Genomic DNA, 13,051 nt, shown 5'->3' on the forward strand with positions numbered 1-13,051 from the left:
GGCACCGGCCCGCGCGGGCACGAGGGTCAGGAGACCTTTTCGATGTTGTAGTCCGCGACACCGAAGAGGCAACCGGTCCTGTCCTCACCGGGAGTGATGAACTCCACACGGCTGACCGTGCTGCTCACCAGCTTGGGCTCGCTGTAGTACGTGAAGCCGAACCGGCACGAGGTGACCAGCCGGACGCGGGTGTTGGGGGCACCCACAAAGGACTTCTTCACACAGGAGGCGTACGCCCGGTAGCCGGTCTGGTCCACCCAGTCACCGGGGTAGTTGTCGTACGTGTCCTCGTAGGTCCCGGTGTACGCTTCGCCGCAGACGACTGCGTCGGTCTGGAGGAGCTTGCCGAGCGCGGCGGCCGGGGTGGCGCCGGTCAGCGTGAGCCCCGCGCCGGCCGCCAGGACGGTGAGCGGCGCGACGATGCGGCGAACGGTCTTTCTCACGATGATTCCCTTCGGAACTGCTTCGCCCACTCCGTCGCTCTGCGGCGCAGAGCCGCCCGGAGCGCGGGCGCCTGCTCAGTGTGCGGATAACGGGACAGGCGCCGCTTGAGCATGCGTTGCTCAAAGGAACCCCGCGAACGGGTGAACTGACTTGTGAGCAAAGGTTTCTGACGGGACGTCGCCGACTTGTGGGAACGGTCGCATGGTGCCCCGCCCGGGCCGCCGTCCGCCTGAGTCGCGCCTACTCTCCCGCAGGCCCGGCGGCCCCTGGGAGAGTGGCTTTGACACACGGACGCCCCGACGCGCTCACGCGCGATCGAGGCACGAATGGCAGGAGAGCACCTTGGCAGTGACACCCCGAACCGTCACCGTCACCGTCACCGCCGCCGACGTCGGGTCCCTGGACGCCGTGGGACGGGCCCAGTTGGCGGCGCTGGGCCGATCCTGGCTGGGGCGGGACGTGGACTCGGCCGAAGGTTTCTTCCGCGCCCTCGCCGAGGAGTACGGAGAGCCGGTCGAGGGCATGGAGCTCTGCCTCACCGCCGGTGCCCCGGACGGGCCCGCCGCCTACGACCTCTGGTACGACCCCGGCACCGGAACGGCCACCTCCTTCCACGCCGGTACGGCGGTCGAGGGAGGCCCGCGTCTCGTCCAGCACACGCCCGACCCCGACGCACCCGGCGCGGAGCTGATCCTCAGCGCGCGGCGGACCCCTCGGTCCGTCGACGAGCTGACGGCGGTCGAACACGAGCAACTGGCCTCGGTCATCGGCCCGGAGACACTCGGGGAGTTCCTGGCGGACGAGGAGAACAACGTCGAACTCGCCGAGATCAGGGACACCGGGGGGACCCTGCGCCACCGCCTCTACGCGTGGAACTACGGCGTCTCCTACCTTTTCCCGGCCACCGGCACCGACCCGGTGGCCCGGTCCTGCCAACATGACGTGGAGCACTGGCACCCCGGCCAGCGGCCCCTGTTCGCCGCGATGGACACGGCCCTGCGCAGGCCCGGTCACGGCTTCACGGAGCCTCCGCGCTTCTGCTGGCGCGACGACGCCTGCTGGGCGGACCCGGAGCCCGGCGCGGCGGGACCCGCCGGCGGGGCGGACGCGAGCTGAGGACGAACGGGGCGCCGGACCGCGGGACGCGCCGGGCCGCCGTCAGCCGGGCGTCAGCTCCCTGAAGTGGACGGCGGCGAAGGGTAGTTCCTCCTCGTCGCAGACCTCCGCGAACCGCAGGTACCGCTCGCGGTGATCCGCGCCGGCCGCGGGAGCGCCAGGGGGCGCGGCCCGTTCGTCGTCGAGCGCGCGCCGGGCGAGGCGCAGGTCGCCAACCGCCGCGAAGTCGATGGCCAGTTCGCACGCCGAGTGCCAGCCCGGTGCGAACGTCAGGTACATGCCGACCGCTGCCTCGGCCTCCCGCACACGGCCCCGGCCGCGCAGCACCACCGCGTACAGTCGGCGCAGTTCCCGCCCCGCGCCGCCGGAGTGCCGGAGGGTGTCCCGCACCAGCGGCCTCAGGACGGCGAGCGCCTTGTCGTGGCTGCCCCGCAGGTGCAGGAGGCGGGCCCGCGCCAGGGCGACCCGCTGCCGTCCGCCGGGGGAGGCACGCCGGGCGGCAGCGGTCAGGTACCGCTCGGCACGGGTGTACCGCCGGCGGTACATCTGCACATAGGCGACACGGAGGAGCTCGTCGAAGCGTTCTTGTGAGGACGGGAGGCTGTCGTGCGGAGGCCCGCCCGGGACCGCCCTCCGGATCGGCGGCGGGTCCGCCAGTTCGACGGGGAGCAGGGCGACGAGGTCCGGGTCGGTGCGGAAGCCGACGGGCCCCCAGGAGACGGTCCGGGTCGCTGTCGCGACCGCGGCCCGCGGCAGGCTCGTCGCGATCCACTCCGCGTACCACGTGGTGAACGAGGGGGCGAGGGGTTCCAAGGGCTCGCCGTTGCCCGTGCGGTCCCGCCAGACCTCGCCCGCCCGGGGCCCGGTGACCACGAGGCAGTCGAAGTCCCCGCAGCCGTGGTCGGCCAGGCGCAGGCACCCGTCGTGGAGATGGGCGCCGGGTGAGCAGAACAGCTCCCACGAGCCGTCGGCCCGCACCGGCGTCCAGGCGCGGTCGAGCCTGAACGGACGCCTCGGGTCGGCCGGGGAACCGGCGAACGGCGGGCAGCCGCGGCAGCCGTACAGCGGTGCGCCGGGCGGCAGCAGACCGTATCCCGGGCCTGCTCCGGAGGCGGCGAGTCCGGTGAGGAAGCTGCGGTAGTCCCCAGGGAGGCGGACTCCCAGAGCGGCCTCCAGGCCACGGAGCGCGGCGGGCGGGAGCGGCGTGCCGAGGACGTACCCGTGGGCGGTCGCCCCGAAGACGTGCAGCCCCGGGTCCGCGTACCGCAGCTGGTCCAGTCCGCGGGCGATCCGCGTGAGGTTCATGGTGATCCCGTCGAGGGAGGTGGGGAGGTCGGGGGCGGGGGAGGGACGCCGGGGAACGGGAGGCCGGTACGTCAGGGGTGTTGTTCGGCCTGTGCGACGACCTGTTTGCGCTTCATCAGCCGCCAGTCGGGAATGACTGTCCGGCCGGGCAGTTCGAAGACCACCCACTGACCCTCGGCGACCGTCCCTCGCACCTGGGCGACGATGGGCCGCCCCAGCCCGATCCGGAGCGCGGTCTCCTCTCCGACCGAGGTCGCGAGGGACGGGGGCTCGTGCAGCTCGTCGCCCGGGGCCCAGCAGAACAGCACGTAGCCCGTGCGCGGACCGCCCCGGACCATGAACCGGTAGCGTTCGGCGCGAATGGTGACGCGGGCGGTGGCCACGGGCAGCCGGGTGACCGCGTCGAGTTCCCGGCCGTGACTCGCGGACAGCACGGAGCTGATCAGCCCGCCGACGATCACGAAACATGTGAGGAAAGCGGCGTTCGCCGTGACGCCCATGGGCAGTGCCGCGAACAGCAGCGCCGCCACCGCGGCCGCGCCGACCCACACACGGAACCAGAACGGGGGCAGCCCGCGCCGGACCCTCCCCAGCACCTCGTGCGGCCTCTCGCCCCCGATGTCGGCCACGGCCGTCCCCTTCCCGCTTCCGCTGGTTTCGACGGATCGTGGCCCCGCGCCGCCACGGCGCGGGGCCACGATCCGTCGCGCCCGTCCCCTGGGCGCCCACGGAAACGCTAGGCATCCGGAACAGGCCGGGCCTGAGCAGTCGTTGCTCAGGTGTCGGAGCCGCGGTAGAGGCGGTAGGCGGGCCGGGCCAGCAGGGTGCGCTGGATGACGTGCCAGGACTGGACACCCTCCGGGAGGTCCGAGGGGTGCTGCTCGGGCAGGGCGAGGAAGGCCGCCGCCGCACGGTTCACCAGCAGCCAGCAGTCGGCCTCCTCGGCGGTGAACCCGGCCCGCAGGACCCGCTCGCGGTCCTTGCGTTCCTCCTCCGTCCAGCGGCAGCCGGCCGGGCCGCCCGGCGCGGCCGTGGGCGCGCCCCCCAGCAGCGACGGCCCGGGGCCCTCCGACTCCGCCGCCTGTGCCGTGCTCATGGACAGGGCGCCCGCCACGGACGCCGTGCCCAGGGCGGTCGCGGTGCGCAGGACGGAACGCCGGGAACTGTTCTCCATGAAACCCTCCTCGGGAGTGGACGGCGCGTCAGCATGCCACGCTCCGCGCTCCCGTGGGGGCGGGCTGAGTAGACACGGCTCAGGCGGGCGGTGCGCCCTCCGCCCGGGAGTCGAGACGCACCTCGATGCCCTCCGCCGCCCCGGCGGTCACCCGCGCGACGGCGAAGTTCAGCGCTTCCCCGAGGGTGTGCGCCGTCACCGAACCGGCGGGGTCGAAGATCGCCGCCGAATGCTCCGCCAGGGTCTCCGCCGTCGCACCGCGTTCGACGAACCCGCGGGTCACCCCGAAGGAGGCGCGCGCTACCCGGCCGCCGCCGACCTGGAACAGCTCCCCGTTCCAGCCGGTGCTCTCATGCGCCAGCACCCCGACCAGGTCCGCCACCTCGCGCGGCGGGAACGCCTCGGCCATGAAGGCGCGGGCCTGCGGGTCGGTGAGCGCCACGTCGGCAAGCCGGGTGAACGCCACCGGGAGAACGGCGTTGACCAGCACGCCGTGCGGTGCGCCCTCCACGGCCAGGGACTTGGTGAGGGCCATCACGGCGCCCTTGCTCGCCCCGTAGAGGGACGCGCCGCTGTCGCCCAGGATCGCGTCCGACGAGGAGTTGACGATGCGTCCGTAGCCCGCCACGGTCATCCTCGGCCACACGGCCCGGATCACGTTGAACGTCCCCCAGAAGTCCGTGTCCATCACGCGGACGCATTCCTCGTCGGTCAGATCGGCGAACTCCTTGAAGATGGTGATGCCCGCGTTGTTGACGACGATGTCGAGCCGCCCCCAGCGCGCGTACACCCGGTCCACCATCGCCCGGACGTCCGCGAGCCGGCTCACGTCCGTGGTGTCGGGCACCGCCTCGCCCCCGGCCGCCACGATCGCCGCGGCGACGGACTCGGCAGGACCCGGCGAGGTCCCCTCGCCCTCCCGCGACGTGCCCCGGTCGTTGACGACGACGGCCGCGCCCCGGCTCGCCAGCAGGGTCGCGTACTCCTTGCCGATGCCCCGGCCCGCACCGGTGACCAGGGCGACCCGGCCGGCGAACGAAAGGGTCTCTGCGCTCATGGCGGCCTCCCAGGCTCCCGTCCCGCTCGGGCATCCACCGCCCGCGCTGCCGGACGACCGGGGCGGGCGATTTCCGGGACGTCACTCCCGCCACTGTGGCCCCATCCCGGGCCCGGCCCCTGAGCAATCGCTGCTCACCGCACCACCCGGGCCCCGCCGTCCCCGCGCCGTCCCCCGCCCGGCGTCCGCCCGTCTCCGGCGTGCCCGGGCCGTGGGGAACGAGGCCGCGGGGAATGAGCAGGGATTGCTCAACCCGGTCCGGCGGACTGTTCCTAGCGTCACGGCATGGACACGCAGGAGAACCATCCCGTGCGCGACTTCGATCCGCTCGGCGCGGATCTGCCGGACCCCTACCCCTACTTCGCGCGGGCGAGGGAGGCGGAGCCCGTCTTCCACGCCCCGGCCATCGGAGCCTGGTGCGTCACGCGGTACGAGGACATCGTCGCCGTGGCGACGGACACCGACACGTTCTCCTCGCGCGAGTCGCTGCCGCGACCGCAGGGGACGCCGCCGGAACTCGACTCCTTCCTCCGCTGGGCGTTCGACGAGACACCCCCCGCGACCTTCCTCGATCCGCCCCGGCACACCCGGGTGCGCCGGGTCCTGGGCAAGGGGTTTACCCCGCGGGCCCTCGCCTCCTTCGAGCCGCGCATCCGCGACATCGTGCGCTCCCGGATCGACGCGGTGCGCGCGCGTGAGGAGTTCGACCTGGTCACCGACCTCGCCCGGCCGATCCCCCTGGACGTGATCCTCGACGTCATCGGCGTCCCGGCGGACCGGCACGCCGAGTTCGAGAAATGGCACGAACAACTGGTCACGGTCACCCTCGGCTGGCGCGTCGCGGATGAGGCGGTACTTCAGGAATGCGCGGCCGGCCTCCGTGACGCCCGCGCCTGGCTCACCGCCCTGGTGGCCGAGCGCGAGGCCGAACCCCGCGAGGACCTGGTCAGCTTCCTCGTCCACGGCGACGTGCGCGGACACCGGCTGACGCCCGACGAGGTCGCCATGCAGCTCATGCTCCTCGTCAGCGCCGGACACGAGACCACCGCCAACACCCTGGTGAACACCCTGCACGCGCTGATGCGCGACCCCGGCGCCTGGGACGACTACGTCAGCGGCCGGGTCCCCGTCGAACGGATCGTGGAGGAGGGGCTGCGCTTCGACTCCTCAGTGATCGCCCAGTTCCGGACCGCCACCAGGGACACCGAGATCGCCGGGGTGCCGGTGCCGGCCGGGGCGCAGGTGATGATCGCCCTCGGCTCCGGGAACCACGACGGGAGCCGGTACCCCGACCCCGAGCGGTTCCGCCCCGACCGGGAGAACCCCGCCCCGCACATGGCCTTCGGCCACGGAGTGCACCACTGCGTCGGCGCCCCACTGGCCCGACTGGAGCTGCGCGTCGCCCTGGAGGAGACGGCGGCCGCGTTCCCGCGGCTGCGGCCCGCGCCCGGGGAGGGCACGGCCGAGGCCCGCCTCCCCGTCGTCAACTTCCGCGGCCTGACCCGGCTGCGGGTGCGCCCGTGACCCCCGAACCGGCGCGCCCGCGCCTCCCTCGCCGGTCCACCCGGCCCCGCCCCTCGCACACGACAGGAACCCGCTGATGCGTATCGGACTCGTCCTCCCCACCATGGTGCCCCGGCGCCCGGCCCGATCCCTGACCCACTGGGCGCGCGGAGCGGAGGAGGCCGGCTTCTCGACCGTGGCCGTCTTCGACCGCGTCGTCTACGACTCCTACGAACCGCTCACCGCGCTTGCGGCCGCCGCTGCGGTCACGGAGCGGGTCTCCCTAATGACGGCGCTGGCCATCGCCCCGCTGCGCACCAACACCGCCCTGTTCGCGAAGCAGGCGGCGACCGTCGACCACCTGTCGGAGGGACGGCTGGTCCTCGGGCTCGGCGTGGGCATCCGAGAGGACGACTTCACCGCCGGCGGGGTCCCGTTGCGCGGCCGGGGCGCGGCCACCGACCGGCAGCTCGCCGAGCTGCGGCGCATCTGGACGGCCGACGCCGACCGGCCGGACACCCTCGGCCCCCGGCCGGCCCGCCCGGGCGGGGTGCCCCTGGTGCTGGGCGGCCACACCCCTGCCGCGATCCGGCGCGCCGCGCGCAGCGCCGACGGCTGGATCGCCGGGAGCGGCGGCCTGCCCGTCTACGAGCACGGAGCCGGGCTGCTGGAGGCTGCGTGGGCTGAGGAAGGCCGGGAAGGGAAGCCGCGCACGACGGCCGTCGGGTACTTCGCGCTCGGCCGGAACGGGGCGAAGGCCGCCGAGGAGTACCTCGGCGCGTACATGGCCTTCGCCGACCCCGGCTACACGGAGGCGGTGGTGCGCAGCACGCCCACCGGTGGCGAGGCACTGCGCCGGACCGTCGCCGCGTACGCCTCACGCGGCTGCGACGAACTCCTGCTAGCGCCCTGCTCGGCGGAGCCTGAGCAACTGGAGCTGCTGGCTGCCGAACTGGACGGCCTCCTCGACGCCGTCCCGGACCGCCTCGGGGACGCGGTCGCCGCCGGCTGAACGCCGGTCCGGCGCTCGGACCTCCCGACCCGGGAGGCCAGAGCGCCGGACCGGCCGCTACCCGGCGTGCGGGTCAATCCCGTGCGCGGCGCGCGGCGGCGAGCAGCGCGGACACGTACCGGCTGAACGCGTCGCCCTCCGCCAGGAACAGGCGCGGGGCGACCAGCTCGCATTCCAGGAGGCGGAGCCCGCCCTCGGCGGACGGCAGGGCGTCGATGCGGGCGTATGCGAGCGCGCCGTACCGCTTCTCCAGGAGGGCGTGCACCGACTCGGCCCAGACGCGCTGCTCGGGCACCGCGGGGACGGCCGTGTTCGTGCCGCCGAAGCCCTCGTGGGCGATCCAGCCGTCCTCGGCCACGTCCTTGCGGACGACATGGCTCAGTTCGCCGCCGAGGAAGACGAACGACCGCTCACCGGTGGTGCGGATACCGGACACGAAGGGCTGCACGCACACATTGCCGCGCGCCACCAGCTCCCGGAAACGCAGCTCGGCGGCGGTGGGCGGGTCCGCCGGCCCGCCGTCCGCCAGGACCAGATGAGGGTGTTCGGCGTCCGGGTCGGGGTCGACGGCGCCCGCGGGCGACCGGGTGAGCCGGAAAGCCCCCCAGCCCCGCGCGGACAGGGTCGGCTTCACGACCGCGTCCGTCCACGGCAGCGGGTCCGCCACCTCGCGGAGGGTGAGCGCGGAGCCGGCGGGCACCCAGTGCGTGGGGACCGTCTCGACCCCCTGCTCCGTCAGCCACGGGAGGTAGTCGGCCTTGTCCAGGCCCCCGCCGACCAGCCGGGCGGGGTTCACCACACGACCCCCCTCGCCCGAGGCGTCGGCCCCCAGTCGCTCCGCGAGCCGCGCCACCCGGTCCACCAGGTCCTCCTCCAGGTGGAAGTAGCGCATCATGCGCAGGCTCAGCAGGTCGTACCGGTCCCACTCCACACCGCCGGCGTCGCGCAGTGCCACCAGGTCGGTCCGGACGCCCGCACGGGCGAGGTGCCGCACCACGTCGGGGAAGTCGTCGTGAGGGTTGCGCAGGGTGAGATAGGCGAACTTGCTCGGTGAGGACATGTCGGCTCCTGATTCTCCGGGGCCCCGATTCTGGGGACGCGCCACGGCCGAGGACTTCCGGGCGGCACGCGGACTTAACGGGAGGCCGCACGCAGGTGGCGGAGCCAGCGGCTATCTCCGTGAGCTCGGTCCGAATATCGGCAGCGGCCACCGATCCCCGTGCGGTGCCCTCCCGCCGACTCTGGAGTGACACGCAGGTCGACGGGCACATCCGGTGTCCCCGAGGAGAGCCGACAATGACCGCTTCCGAGACCACCCCCACGGACGCCGACGCACCGCTTCCCGACACCGAGCAGACCGAGGTCACCGTCATCGGCGCGGGAATCATCGGACTGCTGACCGCCCTCAGCCTCGCCAAACGCGGCATCGACGTCGTCCTCGTCGACGACGTCGTGCACCAGCGACCGAGCTACAAGGTCGGCGAATCCTTCCTCGTGTCGACGGGCATGGCCCGCACCGTCGGGCAGCTCGACGACTTCCTCAACGACGAGAGCTTCGTCAAGAACGGCGTGTGGTTCACCTACGGCATGGAGGGCGAGAAGGAGTTCCGCCCCGACGCCGAGTGGGTCGTCTCCGCCATGTCGGAGTTCACCACCACCGAGAGTTCGGACGACTTCCGCGACCACTACCTCTACAAGCGGGCGAAGGACCGTCTCGCCTACCGGGCGCTCACGGTGGACCAGCAGATCTGCCGGCCGGACGCGGAGGAGCGGCTGAGGGAGACGGCGCACCGCGATCCACGCGTCACCTTCCGCGACTCCGCCCGCGTCAGCGGTGTGGACCTCGGCCGGGCGGGCGGCCGCCACCGGCTGACCTGGACCGACCACACCTCCGGCCGGACCGGGGTGGTCGAGTGTCCCTGGGTCATCGACTGCTCGGGGCGCACCCGGCTGCTGGCGAAGAAGCTCGGCCACCGGGCCGAGGAGAAGGTGTTCACCGACGACTTCCGGACCACCGCCGTCTGGGGCCAGTTCGACGGCATCACCGACGAGCTCTTCGAACCGGTCTGGCGCTACGACGACCCGGCCGGTGACAGCACCCGGCGCGACCTCTACACCCTGCACCTGTGGGGGAAGGGCTACTGGATCTGGATCATCCGGCTCTCCAAGGGCCGCGTCAGCGTCGGCGTCACCTTCGACCAGTCGCGCCCCCCGCGCGGCCGGACGCCCCGCGAGCAGTTCTTCTCCGTCCTCGCCGCCTATCCGGTCTTCGACGGCGTCCTCGGCGAGGACAACCTGCTGGAGTTCCGCACCTACCGGAACGTCCAGTACGTCACCGACACCTTCGTCCACCGCGACCGCTACGCCATGATCGGGGACTCCGCCTCCATCATCGACGCCTACTACAGCCAGGGCATGGGACAGTCCTGCCAGACCGCCTGGCATGTGGGCAACGTGATCCAGAAGGACCTCCGGGCCCGGGAACTCGACCTCGGCTACGTCGACCGGATCAACCGGGCCACCTTCGAGGACTGGCTGATGATCAGGACGATGGTGCGGGAGAAGTACACCGGCGCGGTCGCCGATCCCCGCTTCTTCCTCCTCTCCCACATGCTCGACCTGGTGGTGATCTGGTCGACGGGAACGGCCCGGGTCCGCTGGGCGAGCTGGCTCTCCCGCACCGGCGGCGACCCGTCCAAGGAGACCGAACGGGACCGGCGGGACCGCGAGTACTGCGAGCAGGGCCTCTTCTACTCCCGCTCCCACTCCTGGCGGGGCATGCCGGAGCATCGTGTCCGGCGAGCGGCCGAACGCCTCCAGGCACGCATCGCGCGGCGTGCCCGCTGGCGGCTGGAGCACGGCGAGAAGGTGCCCGGCATCTTCTGCCAGCTCTCCCTGAGCCGGGCGCTGCCCGCCGCGTGGCGGCTGCTCGGCGCTCCGCAGGACGCCCGAGTGGACCTCTCCGGAACCGACTATGTGGCCCCCCGGCGCTTGCGCCGCCCGCAGGCGCGCTCCTGGGTCTCGCGCCTGCCCCTGACCACCGCCGCCCGCTTCCGCATCGTCCTGCTGGTGCGCACCGAGGCGCTGTTCGCGCTGTTCCTGGTCTGCGACGCGGCCGACGCCGTGGACACCTGGCGCCGCAAGGCCCGCCGACTGCTGCGGCGCTGACCCGGCCGCCCGGGCGCGCCCACCCCCGGGTGGCAGTGCACCCGTGCCGCTTGGCGCCGCACCCGCAACCTTCCCCTTCACCCGGGAGTTCCCTATGACCACCACTGTCCACGCGACCCGTGTCTCAGCCGCCCGTGTCACCGTCGAGCAGCAACTCGCCGTCTCGCTCAGCCCGGGAGGCCCCCTCGACCACCAGGTGTTCGTCACCCTCTCCGTGCCCGCCGCGGGACCCGTGCCGCGCACGGTTCAGGTCCAGTCGGGACCCTTCATGTGGAACCACCGCTACTGGGACTTCGAGGATGCCGTGGACGGGACCAACCGCTACGACTGGACCGCCCACGCCGTGGCCCGCGGCCACGCGACGGTCGCGATCGACCGCATCGGTATCGACCGCAGCTCACGGCCCGCCGCCGCGCTCGTCGACGCCGAGTCGAACGCCCACGTCAACCATCAGGTGCTGAGGGCGGCCCGGGCCGGTCTGCTGCACGGCCCGGGCGGCCCCGTCGCCTTCGACAACGTGGTGATGGTCTCGCACTCGTACAGCACCGCACTGGCCGAGATGATCCTCACCGCCGACCCGCACGTCTGCGAACTCGCCGTGATGAGCGGCTTCACCCACCGTCCCCGCCTCGACAACTTCGGCACCCGGGTCCTGGCGAACCTGCGCGACGCCGAGGACCGGCCCAGCGGATACCGCACCACGGTTCCGGGCTCCCGGCACACCATCTTCTACTGGCCCGCCGAGACACCCGACGAGGTCCTGGAGTACGACGAGGTGACGACCCGTACGACGCTCACCACCGCGGAGTGGGACAGTCTCACCGCGTTCTTCGACCGCACCATCGACATCCGCGTCCCCGTCCTCTTCGCGCTCGGCCAGGAAGACCCCCTGTTCGCCGCCGGCCCGCCGCCCGAGGGGCCCTACGGCTCCGACACCAGCTCCGTGGCCGCCTTCCTCGCCGAGGAGCAGCCCCATCTCGGCGCACAGGTCCCCGAGCTCACCGGATTCCTGCTCCCGGGTGCGGGCCACAACCTCAATGTGATGCCGAACGCGACGCAGTGGTTCGACTTCGCCCAGAACTGGCTGGCGGAACGTCTGTGACGTGCTACGAGAGCCTGCGGGTCGTCCGCGCGCGGGACACGGTCGCCCTCGCGGAGGAGTTCCTCACCTCCTCCGAGGTGGCGGCCTCCCCGGCCCGCGTGCGCCAGGTGCGGGCGGAGATCGAGGAGACGGGCACCTACCGGCACACCGCGGCCGAACTGCGCACCGGTGCCCTGATGGCCTGGCGCAACAGCGCCCGCTGCGTGGGGCGGTTGCACGCCCCCGCCCTGACCGTCCTGGACCAGCGGCACCTGCGCACCGCCCGGCAGGTCGCCGAGGCATGTGTGGAGCATCTGCGCCACTCCACCAACGGCGGCGGACTGCGGCCCGCGCTGACCGTGTTCGCACCGCGCGGCCCCGGCGGCGAACCGTGCCTGCGGCTGTGGAACCGACAGCTCCTCAACTACGCCGACGACCCTGTCAACGAGGCCCTCGTCGCGGCTCTGGAACCGCACGGCTGGCGCCCTTCGGGCGCACGTTTCGAGCGTCTGCCCCTGGTGGTCCAGGAACCCGGCCGGCCGCCCCTGCTGCACCCCCTGCCCGACGACGCCGTGCTGGAGGTGGACATCACCCACCCGGACCTGCCCTGGTTCGCCGGCCTCGGCATCCGCTGGTACGCCAATCCCGCCATCAGCGACATGTGCCTGCTGATCGGCGGCGTCGAATACCCGGCGGCCCCCTTCAGCGGCTGGTTCATGGTCACCGAGATCGGTACCAGGGACCTCGGGGACACCGCCCGCTACAACCTGCTGCCGGTGGTCGCCGGGAGGCTGGGCCTGGACACCGCGCGCAACGACACCCTCTGGCGGGACCGGGCCGTCACCGAGCTGAACTGCGCCGTGCTCCACAGCTTCCGCGCCGCCGGGGTCCGGATCGTCGACCACCACACGGCCTCGGAGCAGATGGTCCGGCACCTGGAACGGGAGCGGTGCTCGGGGCGGGAGGTCCCGGCGGACTGGGCCTGGTTGGTCCCGCCCACGGCCGGATCGACGACCGAGCTGTTCCACCGCACCTTCCCGGCGCCGGACCCCGCCCTCACGCCCACCTTCTGCTACCAGCCCCCGGCCTGGACCGGCTGAGAAAGTGTTGGGTAATTGATCAACTGCTGCTTGTAGTCGACGGTGGTGATCTTCGCGGTCTGAGAGTTCGCGAAGATCACCGTCATGTGTG

Annotated in this window: 12 protein-coding genes; 6 read left to right on the forward strand and 6 right to left on the reverse strand. The window is 72.8% G+C overall.

Annotation, left to right across the window (positions count from 1 at the left end; translation table 11 throughout):
* Positions 1–26: 26 nt before the first annotated feature.
* Positions 27–443, reverse strand: coding sequence for a hypothetical protein (locus ABZ457_RS17300; protein WP_359158412.1), 417 nt, complete (start codon positions 441–443; stop codon positions 27–29).
* Between the two features lie 343 nt (positions 444–786).
* On the opposite strand from ABZ457_RS17300, the gene ABZ457_RS17305 reads away from it, so the two are divergent.
* Positions 787–1,560: a hypothetical protein gene (locus ABZ457_RS17305; RefSeq protein WP_359158413.1), complete on the forward strand. Its 774-nt coding sequence runs from the start codon at positions 787–789 to the stop codon at positions 1,558–1,560.
* Positions 1,561–1,602: 42 nt separating this feature from the next.
* Here ABZ457_RS17305 and ABZ457_RS17310 read toward each other — a convergent pair whose 3' ends face one another.
* From ABZ457_RS17310 to ABZ457_RS17325, 4 genes are all read right to left on the reverse strand, one after another.
* Positions 1,603–2,865, reverse strand: a complete 1,263-nt coding sequence (locus tag ABZ457_RS17310) for an SMI1/KNR4 family protein (RefSeq protein ID WP_359158414.1) — start codon at positions 2,863–2,865, stop codon at positions 1,603–1,605.
* 71 nt (positions 2,866–2,936) lie between these two features.
* Entirely contained in the window at positions 2,937–3,494 is a 558-nt protein-coding gene (locus tag ABZ457_RS17315) for a hypothetical protein (RefSeq protein WP_359158415.1), read from the reverse strand.
* A 146-nt stretch (positions 3,495–3,640) separates the two neighbouring features.
* Complete coding sequence (locus tag ABZ457_RS17320; protein WP_359158416.1) at positions 3,641–4,039, reverse strand: hypothetical protein; 399 nt, start codon at positions 4,037–4,039, stop codon at positions 3,641–3,643.
* Between the two features lie 79 nt (positions 4,040–4,118).
* Positions 4,119–5,096, reverse strand: coding sequence for an SDR family NAD(P)-dependent oxidoreductase (locus ABZ457_RS17325; RefSeq protein ID WP_359158417.1), 978 nt, complete (start codon positions 5,094–5,096; stop codon positions 4,119–4,121).
* Between the two features lie 285 nt (positions 5,097–5,381).
* On the opposite strand from ABZ457_RS17325, the gene ABZ457_RS17330 reads away from it, so the two are divergent.
* A complete protein-coding gene (locus tag ABZ457_RS17330) occupies positions 5,382–6,620 on the forward strand; it encodes a cytochrome P450 (RefSeq protein WP_359158418.1) in 1,239 nt (412 codons plus the stop codon).
* Between the two features lie 76 nt (positions 6,621–6,696).
* On the forward strand, positions 6,697–7,611 hold the full coding sequence (locus tag ABZ457_RS17335) for an LLM class flavin-dependent oxidoreductase (RefSeq protein WP_359158419.1): 915 nt from the start codon (positions 6,697–6,699) through the stop codon (positions 7,609–7,611).
* A gap of 73 nt (positions 7,612–7,684) precedes the next feature.
* Here the strand turns inward: ABZ457_RS17335 and ABZ457_RS17340 are convergent, their stop codons facing one another.
* Positions 7,685–8,671, reverse strand: coding sequence for a hypothetical protein (locus ABZ457_RS17340; protein ID WP_359158420.1), 987 nt, complete (start codon positions 8,669–8,671; stop codon positions 7,685–7,687).
* 236 nt (positions 8,672–8,907) lie between these two features.
* Between ABZ457_RS17340 and ABZ457_RS17345 the strand changes: the two genes are divergently transcribed.
* From ABZ457_RS17345 to ABZ457_RS17355, 3 genes are all read left to right on the forward strand, one after another.
* Positions 8,908–10,779 (forward strand): FAD-dependent oxidoreductase, encoded by a 1,872-nt coding sequence (locus ABZ457_RS17345; protein ID WP_359158421.1) that lies wholly within the window; start codon positions 8,908–8,910, stop codon positions 10,777–10,779.
* 94 nt (positions 10,780–10,873) lie between these two features.
* The gene (locus ABZ457_RS17350) at positions 10,874–11,881 is read left to right on the forward strand and encodes an alpha/beta fold hydrolase (RefSeq protein WP_359158422.1); all 1,008 of its coding nucleotides are present in this window, start codon (positions 10,874–10,876) and stop codon (positions 11,879–11,881) included.
* Positions 11,878–12,960: a nitric oxide synthase oxygenase gene (locus tag ABZ457_RS17355; protein ID WP_359158423.1), complete on the forward strand. Its 1,083-nt coding sequence runs from the start codon at positions 11,878–11,880 to the stop codon at positions 12,958–12,960. The genes ABZ457_RS17350 and ABZ457_RS17355 overlap by 4 nt, the downstream gene beginning before the upstream one ends.
* Positions 12,961–13,051 lie beyond the last annotated feature (91 nt).

This window comes from Streptomyces sp. NPDC005805 (genome assembly GCF_040630445.1).
Taxonomy (GTDB): Bacteria; Actinomycetota; Actinomycetes; order Streptomycetales; family Streptomycetaceae; genus Streptomyces.